This is a genomic window from Sorangium sp. So ce363, from assembly GCF_051520435.1.
GTDB classification, from domain to species: domain Bacteria; phylum Myxococcota_A; class Polyangia; order Polyangiales; family Polyangiaceae; genus Sorangium; species Sorangium cellulosum_B.
On sequence record NZ_CP150333.1, the window covers coordinates 357,357 to 374,003 of the forward strand.

Sequence of the window (16,647 nt, forward strand, 5' to 3'; positions counted from 1 at the left end):
TCCCGGAAGTCCTCTCGCAAGGGCACATCGCGTCCGCGCCGTCCCTCAGCCCCTCGCCGCTCCCCTCCGCGGCAGCCGCGCCGTGAACGTCGTCCCCCGCTCCGCCTGGCTCGCCACCTCGATCACCCCGCCGTGCGCCCGCGCGATCTGGTGCGCGATGAACAGCCCGAGCCCCAGCCCGCGCCCCGCGCTCGCTCGCCCCTCCGCGGGCGACGCCTGCTGCCAGGGCTCGAACAGCGTCGCCAGCCGCTCCGGCGCGATCTCCGGGCCCTCGTTGTGCACCTCGATCAGCACGTCCCCCCCGCGCGGCCGGATCGCCACCCGCACGGCGCTCCCGGGCTCGGCGTGGTCGACCGCGTTCTGCACCAGGTTCGTCACCATCTGGGCGATCCGCTCGGGATCCCACAGCCCCGCGCCGCTCCCCCGCAGATCGAGCCGGATCGGCACCCCCGCGCGCGTCGCCCGGAGCTCGTCGATCGCCCCCTTGCAGAGGACATGAAGGTTCCCCGGCCTCCGCGCGATCGGGATGCTGTCGCCGAAGCAGCTCCGGGTCAGGTCGAGCAGGTCGTCGATCGTCCGCGCCATGCGGCGCGCGCTCGCCGCGATCCCCTCGACGCTCGTCGCCTGGCGCGGCGTCAGGTTGCCGTGGCGCACCAGCGTGCTCGACGCCAGCGTGACCGCCGTGAGCGGCGTGCGCAGGTAATGGCTGAGCGCGGCCAGGAATCGATCGCGAAACGCGAGATCGTCCAGCCGCGCAGCCTCCGCCCGCTTGCGATCGGAGATGTCGATCGCCGTGCCGATCATCCGGACGCTGCGCCCGGTCGCGTCGAAGAAGGTGCGCCCCTGCACGCAGACCCAGCGCTCGATCCCGTCGCGGATCCCCACGAGGCGGTACTCGATGCTGTACTCGCCGCCGCTCTCCTGGGCCTGCGAGCGCAGCACGGCCTCCTGCACGCGCGCGCGATCGTCCGGGTGGATCGCCGAAAGGAAGAGCTCGTAATCGACGTCCGACGCCGGCTCCAGCCCGCACACCTCCCGGCAGCGGTCGTCCCAGCGCAGCTTGCCGGTCACCGTGTCGTAATCCCAGACGCCGACGCCGCCGGCCTGCGTCGCGAGCCGCAGGCGCGCGCCGCTGTCCTCGAGCGCGGCGCGCGTCGCCCGCTCGATCTCGAGGGCGCTCGTCCACATGCTCGCGTCCACCAGCGCGTGGAGGACCTGCGCTTCCCCCACCCCGAGCGCGATGCCCTGGGCGACGCACTCCTCGAGCAGCGCGGCCCGGAGGTGCGATAGCTCCCGCAGCGCCGCCTCGATGCAGCGGCCCCGCGTGACGCAGCGGCGCGCGTGGTCCTCGACCCGCTCGTACGCGCCGCGGAGCGCCGCGTCCTCGCCGGCGAGCCGGCTGGCCGCGAGCGCCTCGATGAGGTGCTCGAGCAGCGCCGGCGCCGCGTCGACGAGCACCGGACGCTCGCCCCGCCGCGGCGCCGGCGCCCTGGGATCGTCGAGCACCCGGCGCGTCCAGCGATCGAGCACGTCGCGCTTGCAGCTGCGGAGCCGGGAGGCAGCGGAGGTCTTTGCTAGCGGGCCGGCGTCATCCATCGCTACAAAGCGAGCGCCCGCCGGCGCGGATGTCACGTGAGGACACCCCCTGATTGGCGCGTAAGTGACCGTCACCGGGCGCGACGTCTCCGCCCTCGGCCCGCCGGCGCATAAGGCCCCGGCCGATCGGCGTCTGCCGCGCCCCGGCGCTAGCACCACTGTGTCACGACCGGGCGGGATGAGCCGAAGCTGCCTCAGGAATGTCCCGGAAAGCTGGAGCCTTTCTGCGGACCGGAGCGTGCCGCCCGATGGGCGCGACGCAGCCCGCAGTACCGTGGAGTACACGATGGACGCTGCCGCTCAGCGGCGGCTGGACGCCTACTTCTCGGACATCGGGGCCATCCTGGCCCATCCGCTGCGGCGCGAGTCGTTCGCGATCTACGCGATGGGGCTGCTCGGCGAGGCGGAGCGCAAGAGCATCGAGCCGCTCGCTGCCCGAGCCTGCCGACTTCGAATTGTACCTACCTCGGAGCTGGGCCGAGGAGCCGGCGCGACGGCGCGAGGCCCGCATTCCTGCGGCCGTGCAGTACAAGAGCAAGATCGACTTCGCGCTCGGCATGCTCGAGCGCGCCGTGCGCGAGGGGATCCCCGGCGACATCGTGCTCGCCGACTCTTTCTACGGCAACGCCCATGAGTTCCGGGAGACTGTGCGCCTGCTCGGGCTCGACTACGCCGTGGGGATCGATGCCCGTCGCCGAGGCGCAGGACCTCGATCCCGGTCGGGCGGAGCTCCGGTGCGCCATGACATGTCACGTGACATCGCCCCGGTGCGCCATGACATGTCACGTGACATCGCCCCGGTGCGCCGTGACATCTCGTGGCTCCTCTGCCATCTGAGCCGGCTGACACCGCGGCGGCGGCCCGCGAGGTCTCTCCCCGGGCGCCATGGGCTGGCGGAAAAGCAGATGTAGGCGCCTGGTACGTACGTTGCTTTGCGTTCCAGCGCTCTCGGAAGGGCGACGCCATCTCGACGACTCATCCACGCACAGAAGAGGTGGTGTTCGCCCCGCGGCTTGCGGTGCCATGGCTCCGACGGCGAGGCGCTCCGGCCGTATGCAGAGGAGAAGGCGTGTGGTCATCCATCCGGGTCAGTCCCGTCGGGGGACGACGGCGAGGTACTGAGAATGATGAAGATCGATAGGCTCTGGTTCGCCATGCTCGCGGCGGCGCTCGCTGGCTGTGCCTCCGAGACCGGGGAGCTCGAAGGCCCCGGCGCGCTGGGCACGGAGGAGCTGCTCACGTCCGAGTCCCCCCTGACCAGCGGCTTCGCCGGGCAGCTGTCCGACCTCGTCGCTCGCTGGAGGATGAACGGAACCACCATCTGCTCCGCGGTGGTCATCCCGGACTCCGTCGGCCCCACGATCGATACAGGCTGGGCCATTACGGCCAGCCATTGCGTCCTGGATACGGATCCGACCCTCTACTCGGTGGTCACCAACAACGACTTCCCCTCGAACGTCGACAAGCTCTACTGGCATCCGATTGCCGAATCGAACCTCGGCACCGTCAACAACTACGGCTCGGTCGACATCGTGTTCGCTCGCCTCGCGGGCCCCTCGCCCTTGATCGCTGACGTGAGCTTCCAGATGCTCCGAGCGAACAGGGACGTGTTCCAGGAGAGCGCGAGGATGAACGGGACCTGGACGTTCTCGAGGGACACCGGGCACGTCTCGCCGGACCCGACGTACGAATCTCGGATCCTGGTGGACGGCATCACGTCTGAACCGGGCGACTCCGGCGGCCCCATCTGGTACAGCGCAGACCCGAACAACGGAAGCACCCTCGAGGGAATTCACATAGGGAGCGGCCATGCGATCCACACGTCCAGCTTCGGCGAGTGGCTCCTGAACGCGATGGCATGCGGGCCGTTCGACACGAGCGAGCCCGACGCCGCCTTCTGCACCCCCCAGTGCAAGTGCGGCGCCGGAGAGGGCGACTGCGACTCCGACGCCGATTGCAAGGCCGGGCTCGTCTGTGGCCAGAACATCGGCGACCTCGTGGGCCTGCCCGCCAGCTACGACCTGTGCGTCGAGCCTGGTACCCGCCAGTCGAGCAGCACGAGCGGGTACTGCGCCTCGGTCGGCGGCTGCCAGCTCTACGAGGGGGACTGCGACACGCACGACGACTGCCGGGATGACCTGGTCTGCCGCCCGGACGTCGGGTTCGCCATCGGCGAGCCCAACTGGGTCGACGTGTGCGATCTGCCGCGAATGCCGGGCACCAAGGCCTACAACGACAGCAAGGATCCAGTCTCGGGCAGGTGCACGGTGGATGAGCCGTGCGCGCTCGGGGACGGCGATTGCAATCCCAGCAATCACGCGACATGCCGCGGCAACCTGAAGTGCAAGGAGAACGTCGGCCAGCAGTTCGGCTTCCCGGGCAACGACGTCGACGTCTGCGTCCACCCGGACTTCTACTAGCTCTGCTGTTCGGGAGGCGGGGGTTCCAGACGCACGGCCCACTCGACGTAGCGCGACGTTGCGAACAACTCCCCGTCGAGCAGCCGCCCCCCAGTGCAAGACCGAGATCAGGGTCGGCTCAACTCGCACCGTAGGCTCGGCCGGCCATCCCTGGCCGGATTTCTGGCGAGCGGAACTAGAACGCGCCCAGCACCCCGACCCCGCCGCCCTCCGGGCCGATGAGCGGCACGATGCGCGCGTGCACCCGCGCTGGCGAGCCCTGCCGCGCACCCGCGGCGCTCGCGCCCTCCGCCCTCGATGGGCCCGAGGTCAGCACGAGGACCGCCCCCGCGGCGAGCGCGGCGACGCCCACGCCGACGCCGATCGTGGACACGAGCGCCTTGGTCTCCGCCGCGTTGATCTCTTTGCGACCTTCCGGCGTGCACAGCTTCTCCGGACAGAGCGTTTCGTCCTTTTCCGCGTCGCTCGCTTGCCCCGCGGCGAGGATGCCGAACACCGCGCCGACGCCGAGCACCGCCACGCCGGCGCCCCCGATCACGAAGCCCGCGGTCTGCAGGCCGCGCCCGCCGTTGCGGCCGCCGACGGTGCCGCCGGCCGGCGGCGCCTGCGGCCCGGCGGGCTTGCTCGTCGGCGCCACCGGCAGGAGCTTCGGGATGGCGATCGCCTTCAGATCGGCGCTCTCGCCGACCTGGACGGTCGTCGACCAGACCGTGTAGCCGCTCGCCGTCGCCTCGACCTCGTGCGCCCCAGGATCGATCGGGATCGGCGTGCCGAGCGCGGCCGCGGGGATGTCGCCGCCGTCGACGCGGACCAGAAGGCCGGGCGTGTTCTCCGCGTTGAGCTGGATCTTCGAGAGCCTCGGCTCCAGGGCGTCGATGTGCTCCTGCGCGAACGCCTCCCGCGCGGCGTTGCCCTCCTTCTTCGAGGCGAAGAGCGCCTCCTTGAACTGCCCCCACGCCGTGGCCGTCTTGCCGAGCCCCTCGTTGCACAGGGCCAGGTTGAGCAGCGTCCCCGTGCCGGGCCGCAGGCGCTGGCTCTCGGCCAGCTTGGGGCACGCCTGTGCGTACGACTTCGCCTCCATCAGGCGGCGCCCCTCCTCGAACAACGTCTGGGCGAGCGTCGGATCGCCGCCCGCGCCCTGCGCGGCGGCGCCCGAGGGCGCGAGCAGGGCGGCCGAGCCGAGCACGACCGCGGCGAGGGCGAGGCGGGCGCGACGGATCGCGCGGGGGGCATGGACTGTCGAGGGAATCATGGCTGTGGGCTCAGTGCGGATCGTTCAGGTCGATGCCCTTCGGAGGGCGCTGCGTCGTCGTGGCTTGCGACGGGCGGGCGGCCGGCGTGGTGCGCCCCGCAGGCGCGCCGCCCCGGGCGGCGGTGGGCGCCGTCCTCGGCGACGCCGCGGGGGAGCTCGCGGCCGCCGCGGCGTTCGGCGCGGGGGCGCTCGCGGCTGCGGAGGCGCTCGCCGCCGCTGCGTCAGCCGTGGTCGCTGCGTCGGCTGCCGCTCCTGTCGGTCGGATCGTCGGCCCGTCCGGCGTCGTCGTCCCGGCGCCAGGCGCGGGCTGCTCGGGGGTCGGCGCCGGCGCAGGCGCGGCGGTCTCCGTCGCGCTCACGGCGACCGTCGGCGCCGCCGCCGTGCCCTCCGTCCCGTCGGCGCCGCCCCGGCGGAGCATGTAGACGCTGCCGACGATGAGCCCCAGGAGGAGGGTCGCGGAGATCAGCGCGATCGCGAGGATCGCGGAAGGGGAGACCGATAGCCCAGGGATCCGGCGCCCGTCCGACGAGATCCCGAGGTGGGTCGACGACGCGAAGGTCGCGGCGGCGCGGGAGCTCATCGGCGCGCTGTACGGACCGGGGACGATGTGCTGCTGCGGCGTGGGCGCCGGGAAGCCGTTCGGCGGGATCGGGCTCGGCCTGCCGTCGTCGGCAGGGCGAGGCCCGAAGGCGCCGTTGCCCGGCGACGGGGAGTGCGAAAACGGCGACGATGGATGGGGGTAAGGCGTCGAGGCGTGGGCGACGGGCGACGGCGCCTGCGAGAACGGCGTCCCGTGGGGGAGCGGCGTCGGCGGGCGCGGCTGCGCGGTGTCGTGCTGCCAGGCGGGATGCGAGGTGGGCCCCGGCCACGACGGCTCGCGAGCGGCCGGGCCAGGGATCCTCGAGTCCACCCCAGCGAACGACGGCTGTGACGCGCGCTGGCCGCCGGGGATCGCGGCGTGCAGCGACAGGCCGCCCATGCGCGCGATCCGGGCCAGGGTCGTGTACGTGCGCGCGGGCGCGAACGGCGCGAGCGACACGATGAGCTCGGCGACCGACGCATGCCGGTGCTCGCGCTCGCGGGCGTACGCCTTCTCCAGCACGGCCGCGAGCGCGGCGGGCACGTCGGGGCGGATCTCCCGCAGCGGCGTCGGCGTGCCTGTCAGCACCTCCGCGCAGAGCTGCGGCAGCGTCTCCGCGAAGTACGGCTGCCTGCCGGCGAGCAGCTCGTAGAGCGAGACGCCGAGCGCATAGATGTCCGTCCGGTGATCCACCGAGCGCGTCTGCCGCATCTGCTCCGGCGACATGTACAGGGCCGAGCCCAGCGCCGCGTCCGTGCCCGTCAGGACGTCGACCGCGCCGGTCGCCATCTTGGAGATGCCGAAGTCGAGCACCTTGACGAGCGGCGAGCCGTCGACGCGCGCCGTCAGGAACAGGTTCGCCGGCTTGAGATCGCGGTGGACGATGCCGAGCCCGTGGGCCTCGACGATCGCCTCGCTGCCCTGCGCGATGTAATCGATCGCGTCCTCGATGCCGAGCACGCCTTGATCGCGGAGCAGGCGCGCCAGGTCGCTCCCGATCAGGAACTCCATGACCATGTAGGGAGCGCCGTTCTCGAGCGTGCCGACGTCCGAAACACGGGCGACGTGCTCGCTCTTGATCTTCATGCCGGCCTTCGCCTCGCGGAGGAAGCGGGCCGACCCCTCCGGGTGCTCGGTGAACGCGGGGAGCAGGAACTTCAGGGCGACCCGCTCGTCGAGCACGACGTGGCGGGCCTCGACGACCACACCCATGCCGCCCTGGCCGATGACCCGCTCCACGCGGTACTTGCCGGCGAGCACCGTCCCCGGCTCGACCGGGGGCAGCGAGGGCTGTTTCGTCTCCGAACCCGACACTGCCGGCGATGATCACCGCTTCGCCCTCGGACGGCAAGCGTGGGCGGCGCCGGTGTCGGGGCGCGGCGTGGCGAGGCGGACAGAACGGCGCCAAAGGCGCCGCAGCACGCTGTTTTTGTGCCGCCGCACGGTCGCCTCGTCACGCGGCTCGCGCCGTCGCGAGGCCGCGTCGCTGTGCGGTAGCTCCGTCAGACGCTCGCGTCGCTGTGCGGTAGCTCCGTCAGACGCTCGCGTCGCTGTGCGGTCGCTCCGTCAGACGCTCGCGCCGCCGTGCGGTCGCGTTGCGCCAGGATCGCCGTCGGACGCTCGTGGTATCGCGTCCGCGCGCCGCGGTGCGCTCGCGTTCACGCACCGTCACGCGCTCGCGCCGCGACGCGCTCGCCCGCCGCATGCCCGCGCGCTCGCCCGCCGCACGCTCGCGCCCACGCGCCGCCACGCCGTCGATCCCTGGCCGAATCGTCCTCGAAACGATCTCGCAGCGCCCTTCACGCGCGTCACGGAAGGCGAGACGGAAGGGGGCACTTCTGGTTGGATAGGGCCACCCCCGGAGACAAACCACCGTGCGCCTGCTCATCCAGCACCGGACCCGTTACAATTATCCCCGCCCCGCCTCGCTCGGCCCGCAGCTCATCCGGCTGCGGCCCGCGACGCACGCGAAGGCGAAGATCGAGTCGTACAGCCTGAAGATCGACCCGCCGATCGCGGCGCGCTGGCAGCAGGACCCGTATGGCAACCACGTCGCGCGGGTGCTCTTGCCCGCGGGCGAGCGCGTCCCTCACTTCGACGTCCTGGTCGAGCTCGCGGTCAGCGTGCGCCCCGTGAACCCGTTCGACTTCTTCCTCGACGAGCGCGCGAAGGAGGTCCCGTTCGCGTATCCGGCCGAGCTCAAGCAGGACCTGGCCCCCTTCCTCGACAGCGCCGACCCCTCGTTCGCCCGCGGTCCGCTGCTCGACGAGTTCCTCGCCGGGCTACCCTCGAAGGGCGACACCGTGTCGCTCCTCGTCGCGCTGAACACCGCCGTGAACCGGCGCATCAAGTACGTCATCCGCGAGGAGGCCGGCATCTGGACGCCGGAGGAGACGCTCGCGCAAGGGCGCGGCAGCTGCCGCGACTCGGCGGTGCTGCTCATCGCGGCGCTCCGGTCGCGCGGGCTCGCCGCGCGCTTCGTGAGCGGCTACCTCGTGCAGCTCACGGACGAGGGGATGATCCCCGACCAGCCGCGCGGCGTGAGCCGCGACGTCGTCGACCTGCACGCGTGGGCCGAGGTCTACCTCCCGGGCGCAGGCTGGATCGGCCTCGACGCGACGAGCGGCCTGCTCTGCGGCGAAGGCCACATCCCGCTCGCCTGCACCGCCTCGCCCGCGCTCGCGGCGCCGGTCGAGGGCACGAGCGACACGCGCGCGACCGATGTGACCTTCGAGATGAAGGTCGGGCGGCTCGGCCACGAGCCGAGGCCCACCACGCCCTACGAGGAGCCCGTGTGGCAGGAGCTCCTGTCCGTGGCGGATCGCGCGGACGAGCGGCTCGCCGCCGCAGGCTTCTCCCTGACGATGGGCGGCGAGCCGACGTTCAACTCGCGCGAGTACCCGGACGCGCCCGAGTGGTGCGAGGGCGCGCTCGGCCCGACGAAGTGGTCGCAAGGGCTCCGGCTCGCGCACGAGCTCCGGCGCCGGATCACGCCGGGCGGCGTCCTGCTGCTCCGCGCCGGCAAGCACTACCCCGGCGAGAGCCTGCCCCGCTGGGCGCTCGAGATCATCGGCCGGCGCGACGGCGTCCCGATCTGGACCGAGATGTCCCAGGCGCGCCACGCCGATCCGGCGACCAGCGCGTCGCGCGGGCGCGGCGTCGAGCTCTCGCGGAAGTTCGCCGACGCGCTCGCGGCGCGGCTCGGGCTGGCCGACTTCCTGATGCCGGCCCTCGAGGACCCCTGGCGCCACCTCCAGGACGAGGCGAGCCTGCCCACCGACGTCGACCCGCTCAAGGCGAACCTCGACGACCCGGAGGAGCGGCGGCGCCTCGCGCGGGTCCTCGATCGCGGGCTCGGGCGCGAGGTCGGCTTCGTCCTGCCCCTCGCGCGCCAGTGGGGGTCGTGGATCAGCGAGCGCTGGGGCTTCCGGCGCGGGCACCTCTTCCTGCTCCCGGGCGACAGCTCCATCGGCCTGCGCCTCCCGCTCCGCTCGCTCGTCGCGGTGGCCCCGCCGCCGCCGATCGAGGAGCTCGTGTCGCCGCAGGACCCGCGGCGCGGCGAGCCCGAGGCCGACGAGGAGGAAGAGAGACAGCGCCGCGTCCAGCTCCTGGACGGCGACGGCGACCCGGAGCACGCCGAGACGGCGCGCGCGCGCGCGGCCCAGCGGCACGCCCCCGAGGACAAGCGCGCCCAGCGCGCCGCGCCCGCCGCGGGGCGATCGGGCTATGGCGTGCGCACGGCGCTCTGCGTCGAGACGCGCGACGGCATCGTCCATGTCTTCCTGCCGCCGCTCCTCTCGCCGGCCGACTTCTTCGAGCTCATCGCCGCGATCGACGCGACCCGGCAGGAGACGGGCATCGACGTGCTGCTCGAGGGGTACCCGCCCCCGGCCGGCGCCAACGTGCTTCGTTTCTCGGTGACGCCGGACCCGGGCGTGCTCGAGGTGAACCTGCCGCCCTCCGACGGGGTGCGCGCGTACGCGTCGCTCCTCGAGACGGTGTTCGACGCGTCGCTCCACACCGGCCTGCACTGCGAAAAATACCTGGTCGACGGGCGCATGGCGGGGAGCGGGGGCGGCCATCACCTCACGTTCGGCGGCCCGACGCCGCTCTCGAGCCCCTTCCTGCGCCGGCCGGATCTCCTGGCCAGCCTGCTCACGTTCAACCAGCACCACCCGTCGCTCTCGTACATGTTCGCCGGCCTCTTCGTCGGCCCGACGTCGCAGGCGCCGCGCGTGGACGAGGCGCGCCACGAGAACCTCTACGAGCTGGAGATCGCGCTCTCGCGCGCGTTCGAGCGCCGGCAGAACGAGCCGGCGTGGCTCTCGGACCTCCTGTTCCGCCACCTGCTCGTGGACATGACGGGCAACACGCACCGCGCCGAGGTGAGCATCGACAAGCTGTTCGATCCGCAGACGGCGCACGGCCGGCAGGGGCTCATCGAGCTGCGCGCCTTCGAGATGCCGCCGCACTTCCGGATGGCGGTCGCCCAGGCGCTCCTCGTCCGCACGCTCCTCGCCTCGTTCGCCGAGGAGCCGTACTCGGGCCGGCTCGTGCGCTGGGGCCAGGCGCTGCACGACCGCTTCCTCCTGCCGTACTACCTGTGGCGCGACTTCGAGGACGTGCTCGATCACCTGAAGCAGCGCGGGCTCGCCCTGCCCGCGGACGCGTACCGGCCGTTCATCGAGCTGCGCTGCCCGGTGGTGGGCACGCTGCACGCCGGCGACGTGGTGCTGGAGGTGCGCAACGCGATCGAGCCGTGGAACGTGCTCGGCGAGGAGCTGACGACGACGGGCACGTCGCGCTACGTGGACTCGTCGATGGAGCGCATCGAGGTGCGCGTGCAGGGGCTCACGCCGGAGCGCCACACGGTGCTCGTGAACGGCCACGTGCTGCCGCTCCGGCCGACGGGGACGGCGGGCGAGCACGTGGGCGGCGTGCGGTTCCGCGCCTGGGCGCCGCCGCACAGCCTGCACGCGCACATCGGCATCCACCACCCGGTCCACATCGACATCCTGGACACGTGGGGCAAGCGCTCGATCGGCGCGTGCGCCTATCACGTGTGGCACCCCGAGGGCCGCGCCTTCGACGGCGCGCCGCTCACGCGGTTCGAGGCGTCGGCGCGGCGCGCGCAGCGGTTCACGATCGAGGGGCCGACGCCCTGGCCGGTGACCGCGAAGCAGGCGATCGCGCACGGGGACGCGCCCTACACGCTGGATCTGCGGCGCTACGCCGTGGACCGGCCGCCGCCCAAGCCGCAGAAGGCCGAGGACGAGGGGTGAGCTGCGGGGCCGCGCCCCGGTGAGACCCGGCGCGGCCGGAGGCTCACCTGGACGGAGGTCCGGGGCTCACGGTCGAGCCGGGTGTGACACTTTGACCCAGCGCGCACGCCCTCGGCGCCGCGCGGAAAATCCCGGCGCCGAGGGCGCCGAGCGCCGCCATGGCCTCCTCCGCTGTGGCGATTTGCCTTCTCGCGGGATACCCCACGTCCGCCGGCCGGGGCGCTCGGGTGACCCGGAGCTCCGGCGCCGAGCTCGCTTTGCGCGGCATAACGGCTCTCCAGGTCCGCGGCCCAACGGGTGAGTCGCGTCAGAACAGCGGTTGGTACGCCCCCTGCTTGAGTGTTCGATGTCCCCTGCATCGCATGCGGACAGTACACCACGAAGGAGGACAACCCATGTTGCGCAAGGTGCTCGCAGTGCTCTTGGTCTCCACGATTCCCCTGGCCGCCGGCTGTTTCGTCGACTCGGACGACGACAAGGACGAAGGCGAGGACGACTGCATCACGGCGTGTTCGACGGATCGAGACGATTGCATCGCGGCGTGCGACGACGACGGCGATTGCGTCGCGGCGTGCGAAGAAGATCACGACTGCGACTCGCTCTGCATCTGAGCGCGCCGCGCCGTCGCTGGTTCAGTGATGTCGCCCGGCCAGGCGCCGCGAGAGCCTGGCCGCGAGCGACGGGCGCGTCCGGATCATGTGCCGCATCGGCCGGATCCCGGAGGGAAAGGCGGCCTCGGCGAGCGAGGGCATGAGCGCCTCGTCGACGTTCTTGAGGGCGACCACGCGCTCTTCCCTGCGCTCGATCCAGATGAGCTCGCCGTCGCCGGCGCGGCCGAGCCGCGGCTCGTCGCCGGCGATCGGCGAGCCGTCGTAGAGCTGCCACAGCGCGGCCTCGACGCCCGCCGCGGCGCCGGCGTCGTCCCACGCCGACGCCCACGCCGTGCCGATCGCGTCCGTCTTCCGATCGCGCACGAACAGGGCGCGATCGCCGTCCCAGGCCGCGGCCAGCGCGCGCATGTCGCCGATATCGGGCGCGCCCTCGAGCGGGCGCAGGAGCAGGTAGGTGAGCCACTCACCGAGGGTGTCCCAGTCGAGCCGCTCGAGCCGGTCGTCGAGCGTGGACGGCATCTCGTCCAGGCCGACGCCGACCTCGGGGTCCTGGGCGTCGAGGGTGAGGATCTGCTGGGTGCTCGTGGGCGCCCGCGTCGTGAAGAGCGCGTCCTCGCTCGACCAGTCGAACGGCGGGAGCCTGTCGATGGCGGGCGTCGCCGCGCTCGCGCCGGTCAGGTTGTGGGCGCAGTACTCGAGCCCGAAGCTGTAGGCGAACGATGGATACGCCATGAACAAGAGGGGGAGCTCGCTCCCGGCGAGGAGCTCCTCCCGGCGCGCATGCACCGAGGACAGGAGCGGGCCCCAGTCCACGAGGTGCAGATCGGCGTCGAGGTGCTCCTGCATGATGAAGCGCCCCTCCGCGAGCGTCGCGTCGCCCTCGGTGACCGCCCGCTGCGCGAGGAACGCGTCGCTCGTCAGCGCGTCGTCCTGGTCCGGCGCCAGGTCGAAATGCTGATCCTGGAGCCCGTGCACATACTCGTGGATGAGAACAGAGTCGTCCACCTCGCCGATGAGCACGATGCCGTTGCTCTCGGAAGAGTACCACGCAGCGGCCCAGTCCCCCGAGCGAGCCAGCGTCTCCCGAAGGTCCGCGTCGACGGCGAAGTAGCCGAGCCGGCCGTAGGTCGCGGCCATCTCCGCGAGATCGTCCTCCTCGGCGGTGGCCGCGGCCGCCTCCTGGTCCGCCTCGAACTCGTCCCGCGTGATCGTGACGACCGGCACGGCGTGGCGGAACGACAGCTCGCGCACCTGCTCGGCGCGCTTCGCGAGCCGGGCGAAGCGGCGCTCCTCCTCGGATGGCTCGTCGCTGCAGCCGGCGATCGTCGGGATGACGGACAGCCCCACGAGAAGAGCGATGCCATCGAAGAATCGGTTCATGGTGGGCGGGCGCCTAGCACCGCATGTGCCGGGCTCCTCGTCTCGGCGTTCCCGGCCGATCCAGGCGATCCGAAGGCGCCCCCGCCGGCGCGTGGCGCGCGCGGCGGGGCGGCGCAGCGCGCGCCGTTGTGCGCTTGCGCAAACGGTCGCGCGATTGCGCAATGGGCCGTCCGCTCGACGCGCCGCCGCCCCCGGGATGCCGGCGCGCAGCCCGCCGCTGCGGTCCGTCCCGGCGGGCGACGCATGGCCGGAAGGGGAGGGGGATCAGGCCGCCGAGAGGTGGTGGCGCGCGAGGAGGTCGTTCTGGAGCCAGAGCAGCTTGTTGAACGCGCGGAGCGTGCGCACCTCGGCTTCCCGATCGAGGCCCAGCGACAGGATGGTCTGGAGCAGGGCGTCCGACACGAAGCCCATGAGCGCGTTCATCTGCACGAGCGGGACGACGACCTCGGGATTGCCGGCCTTCGCGGTGTGGATCTTCCCCACCATGTCGAGGTAGGCGACCATCTTCGGATCATACGGGTGGGTCACGAGCCGGACGAGGTAGGTTGAGAGGTGCTGCTTGCGGAACTTGATCTGCTCGTGGTCCAGCGTGAGCGACGCGAGGTCGGCCGGGGGCGCCCCCTCGTAGCCATGCTGCTTCGGCACGAAGTGGCGCTTCGTGGCGTCGTAGAGGAACAGCTTCTCGTACACCGCGTTGACGAGCGCCTCGACCCGAGGGGCGAGGTGCGGCGCGGCGCCGTGGATCGCCGCGATGTCCGCCTCGCCGAAGCCGACAAACTCGATGAGGTACCCGAACCGATACTCGAGATCTGACTCCAGACGGCTCTCGTCGACGTGTTTCATCACGACGGTTCTCCTCCGCGTCTTCGCCGGCGGCGTGCCGCGAGACAACGCAGGGTGAAGACACCGGACCAGCTGTCGCCTGTCAAGCCTTGACGTAACAGGCCGCGGCGGTACCGCGCGACAGGGCGCGCGCCGTCTGCTCGATCACGTCCATCACGTCCATCACGTCCATCACGTCGATCCACGCCCATCACGTCGATCCACGACCATCCACGTCGATCGCCGAGAGAGGTCTGCCGCCGTGTCCGCTCGGGAGCGCCCGGCGGGGATCCGACGGCGCGCGCTGCTCGCTGGTCGCCGCGCCGGTGTTGGTAGGGGGAGCTCCGATCCGGAGAGCAGGCGGCCACCGATGGCTGGGCTGCGCCGCCGCCCTTATGGCCAGGGTTCGGTGGGAGCGCGTTCGGCCTCTCACCACAGCGCAGCGTCAGGAGGAGGTTATGCAGAACACTGGACCGACAGCGGATCCGAAAGGCGCGGGCCCGAAGCCGCCTTTCGAAGGCAAGACACAGGAGCGTCCCGGAATCGAAGCCAAGATGGAGCCGAGGCCCGATTACGGCGAGTCGTCGTACAAGGGGCTCGGCCGGCTGAAGGACCGCATTGCGCTGATCACCGGAGGGGACAGCGGGATCGGCCGCGCCGTCGCGCTCGCGTTCGCCCGCGAGGGGGCCCACGTGGCCATCTCCTACCTGAGCGAGCACGAGGACGCGAAGGAGACGGCGCGGGTCATCAAGGAGGCCGGGCGCGAGGCGCTCACGCTACCCGGCGACCTGGCCGACGAGGCCCATTGCCGGAAGGTGGTCGAGGAGGTGGCGCGTAAATTCGGGCGCATCGATGTCCTGGTGAACAACGCGGCGGAGCAGGGCAAGGCCGTCGAGCGGTTCGAGGACATCGACGCAGCGCGCCTCGAGCGCACCTTCCGCGTCAACATCCTGGCCATGTTCCACATGATCCGGTACGCGCTGCCGCACATGAAGGAAGGCGGCTCGATCATCAACGTCGCCTCGATCCAGGCGTACCAGCCGAGCCCGAATATCCTCGATTACGCGTCCACGAAGGGGGCGATCGTCACCTTCAGCAAGGGCCTGGCGCAGGACCTCATCGAGCGTGGCATCCGCGTCAACGTCGTGGCGCCCGGGCCCGTGTGGACGCCGCTCATCCAGCAATCGTTCGACAAGGAGAAGGTGGCCACCTTCGGCAAGAATCATCCAATGGAGCGCCCGGCGCAGCCGGCCGAGCTCGCCCCGGCGTTCGTGTTCCTTGCCTCGAACGAGGCGAGCTACGTCAACGGCGAGGTCCTGGGCGTAACCGGCGGCAAACCGCTCTCTTGAGGGGCTCACCCGCTCTGCGCCCCGCTCTGGGGCGGAGATTCCGTGCTTCTGCTGGTCCTGCTGATTTCGCTGATTTCGTGCGCGGGTGAGCCCCGCTCTGGGGCGGCGGGATGCGTCAGGGATCGGTGAGCTGCTTCAGATCGACGCTGACGCCGAGGTGGTGGAGCGCGTCCTCGGGGCGGGTGAAAATACCCATCGGTTTTTCATAGCCCTTCGAAAGCCGGGCGAGCTGGAGCACACCGGTCGCGCTCTTCAGGAGGACCGCGGTCTTCTTGAAACCTTGCGTCAGCCTCGTGTGACAGTGCGCGAACGCATTCTCGAATCCGTCGTCGTTGCGCAGCGGTGCGTCGCGGGCGTCGACGAGCAGGAGCGTGCGCCGCCTGGCGATCGCCTCGAGCGACCGATCAATGCGCTCGAAGCTCAGCTCGATCGCCGCGATGCTCGGATAGTTCAGCGAATATCGCTTGATGAACACGAGCTGCTGAGCGGGGTCGTGATGGACGACCGTGTACGGGTCCCGCTCGATCTCGCGCAATCCGAGGAAGGCCACGACGGAAGGGTATGCCTGTTCGCCCAGGGCGTCGACCCCCGCGACGCCGCGCGGCATGGCGGCCCGCGGCGGCTCACCGGTCACTCGCAATCCGTCCCGCACCGCGCCTCTTCGCATGCGAAGACCGCCCCGGCAGCCTGCACGCCGTCCGCGTGCATCGCCGAGCACACCTCCAGGCAGCCATCTCCGTCCGCACGGCACGCATCCACGCACGCGAGCATTGCCCTGCACGACGGCTCGGCGACACACGCGTTCATCTCGGCTGCGCACCCTGTCAACCGGCAGGACGCGCAAGGGGACAGCGCGTCTCGCGATGGGCATTGCGCGCTGCACCGCTCGGACGCGCAGCCGCCCTCGAGGAAGATGCCCGAGATGCCCGCCCGGTGCGCCGTCAGGCACGCCTGCTCGCAAGCCACGTCCTCCGCCTCGCAGCCGAGGAGGCAGTTGCCCAGCGCGGCGCACTCCGCGCTCCGCTGGCACGCGCAATAGCTCTCCTGGCAGCGCAGGGCGAGGCAGGTCGTGCACGGATCGCCGAGCGACGCGCAGTCGTAGACCGCCTCTCCCCCCGCGCCGCCGCCGGCCGCCGTGGAGCTCGCCACGCCGGCGCCGGCGCCACCGGAGCCGCCCGCGCCCCCGCCGGCGCCGCCCATGCCGGCGCCGCCGGAGCCGCCCGTGCCCCCGCCGGAGCCGCCCGTGCCGGCGCTGCCAGCGCCGCCCGCCCCGGGGCTGCCGTCCGTCGAGCTGCAGGCCGCGGCCAGGAGCGCCGCTGCGGCGCACGTCTTCCAGGAAGAGAAGGCCATGGTCG

12 protein-coding genes are annotated in these 16,647 nt (G+C 71.8%); 5 read left to right on the forward strand and 7 right to left on the reverse strand.

Annotation, left to right across the window (positions count from 1 at the left end; translation table 11 throughout):
- Nucleotides 1–45: 45 nt before the first annotated feature.
- Entirely contained in the window at nt 46–1,596 is a 1,551-nt protein-coding gene (locus WMF12_RS01415; RefSeq protein WP_437860470.1) for an ATP-binding protein, read from the reverse strand.
- A 248-nt stretch (nt 1,597–1,844) separates the two neighbouring features.
- On the opposite strand from WMF12_RS01415, the gene WMF12_RS01420 reads away from it, so the two are divergent.
- Nucleotides 1,845–2,507: a transposase gene (locus WMF12_RS01420; protein ID WP_437860481.1), complete on the forward strand. Its 663-nt coding sequence runs from the start codon at nt 1,845–1,847 to the stop codon at nt 2,505–2,507.
- Nucleotides 2,508–2,723: 216 nt separating this feature from the next.
- Complete coding sequence (locus WMF12_RS01425) at nt 2,724–4,016, forward strand: hypothetical protein (RefSeq protein WP_437860489.1); 1,293 nt, start codon at nt 2,724–2,726, stop codon at nt 4,014–4,016.
- Between the two features lie 175 nt (nt 4,017–4,191).
- On the opposite strand, the gene WMF12_RS01430 is transcribed toward WMF12_RS01425, so the two are convergent.
- Nucleotides 4,192–5,268, reverse strand: coding sequence for a hypothetical protein (locus WMF12_RS01430; RefSeq protein ID WP_437860494.1), 1,077 nt, complete (start codon nt 5,266–5,268; stop codon nt 4,192–4,194).
- A gap of 10 nt (nt 5,269–5,278) precedes the next feature.
- Nucleotides 5,279–7,162, reverse strand: a complete 1,884-nt coding sequence (locus WMF12_RS01435) for a serine/threonine protein kinase (RefSeq protein WP_437860502.1) — start codon at nt 7,160–7,162, stop codon at nt 5,279–5,281.
- 560 nt (nt 7,163–7,722) lie between these two features.
- Here WMF12_RS01435 and WMF12_RS01440 point away from each other — a divergent pair.
- Together WMF12_RS01440 and WMF12_RS01445 are read left to right on the forward strand one after the other, a co-directional pair.
- Nucleotides 7,723–11,130 (forward strand): DUF2126 domain-containing protein, encoded by a 3,408-nt coding sequence (locus WMF12_RS01440; RefSeq protein WP_437860508.1) that lies wholly within the window; start codon nt 7,723–7,725, stop codon nt 11,128–11,130.
- 395 nt (nt 11,131–11,525) lie between these two features.
- Nucleotides 11,526–11,741: a hypothetical protein gene (locus WMF12_RS01445; RefSeq protein ID WP_437743806.1), complete on the forward strand. Its 216-nt coding sequence runs from the start codon at nt 11,526–11,528 to the stop codon at nt 11,739–11,741.
- A 21-nt stretch (nt 11,742–11,762) separates the two neighbouring features.
- On the opposite strand, the gene WMF12_RS01450 is transcribed toward WMF12_RS01445, so the two are convergent.
- Together WMF12_RS01450 and WMF12_RS01455 are read right to left on the reverse strand one after the other, a co-directional pair.
- Nucleotides 11,763–13,121 (reverse strand): hypothetical protein, encoded by a 1,359-nt coding sequence (locus WMF12_RS01450; RefSeq protein ID WP_437860522.1) that lies wholly within the window; start codon nt 13,119–13,121, stop codon nt 11,763–11,765.
- A 264-nt stretch (nt 13,122–13,385) separates the two neighbouring features.
- Nucleotides 13,386–13,964 (reverse strand): protoglobin family protein, encoded by a 579-nt coding sequence (locus WMF12_RS01455; protein WP_437860538.1) that lies wholly within the window; start codon nt 13,962–13,964, stop codon nt 13,386–13,388.
- A 437-nt stretch (nt 13,965–14,401) separates the two neighbouring features.
- On the opposite strand from WMF12_RS01455, the gene WMF12_RS01460 reads away from it, so the two are divergent.
- Complete coding sequence (locus tag WMF12_RS01460; protein ID WP_437860548.1) at nt 14,402–15,292, forward strand: SDR family oxidoreductase; 891 nt, start codon at nt 14,402–14,404, stop codon at nt 15,290–15,292.
- A 115-nt stretch (nt 15,293–15,407) separates the two neighbouring features.
- Here the strand turns inward: WMF12_RS01460 and WMF12_RS01465 are convergent, their stop codons facing one another.
- Both WMF12_RS01465 and WMF12_RS01470 read right to left on the reverse strand, forming a co-directional pair.
- On the reverse strand, nt 15,408–16,010 hold the full coding sequence (locus WMF12_RS01465) for a hypothetical protein (protein ID WP_437860554.1): 603 nt from the start codon (nt 16,008–16,010) through the stop codon (nt 15,408–15,410).
- Nucleotides 15,923–16,642 carry a hypothetical protein gene (locus WMF12_RS01470; RefSeq protein WP_437860558.1) on the reverse strand — a complete coding sequence of 240 codons (720 nt, stop codon included), beginning with the start codon at nt 16,640–16,642 and terminating at the stop codon, nt 15,923–15,925. The genes WMF12_RS01465 and WMF12_RS01470 overlap by 88 nt, the downstream gene beginning before the upstream one ends.
- Nucleotides 16,643–16,647: the final 5 nt, after the last annotated feature.

Bases quoted from the DNA above. Each gene is read 5' to 3' on its own strand.
- WMF12_RS01415 (WP_437860470.1), bottom strand. From the start codon at position 1,596: ATGGATGACGCCGGCCCGCTAGCAAAGACCTCCGCTGCCTCCCGGCTC.
- WMF12_RS01420 (WP_437860481.1), top strand. From the start codon at position 1,845: ATGGGCGCGACGCAGCCCGCAGTACCGTGGAGTACACGATGGACGCTG.
- WMF12_RS01425 (WP_437860489.1), top strand. From the start codon at position 2,724: ATGAAGATCGATAGGCTCTGGTTCGCCATGCTCGCGGCGGCGCTCGCT.
- WMF12_RS01430 (WP_437860494.1), bottom strand. From the start codon at position 5,268: ATGATTCCCTCGACAGTCCATGCCCCCCGCGCGATCCGTCGCGCCCGC.
- WMF12_RS01445 (WP_437743806.1), top strand. From the start codon at position 11,526: ATGTTGCGCAAGGTGCTCGCAGTGCTCTTGGTCTCCACGATTCCCCTG.
- WMF12_RS01450 (WP_437860522.1), bottom strand. From the start codon at position 13,121: ATGAACCGATTCTTCGATGGCATCGCTCTTCTCGTGGGGCTGTCCGTC.
- WMF12_RS01455 (WP_437860538.1), bottom strand. From the start codon at position 13,964: ATGAAACACGTCGACGAGAGCCGTCTGGAGTCAGATCTCGAGTATCGG.
- WMF12_RS01460 (WP_437860548.1), top strand. From the start codon at position 14,402: ATGCAGAACACTGGACCGACAGCGGATCCGAAAGGCGCGGGCCCGAAG.
- WMF12_RS01470 (WP_437860558.1), bottom strand. From the start codon at position 16,642: ATGGCCTTCTCTTCCTGGAAGACGTGCGCCGCAGCGGCGCTCCTGGCC.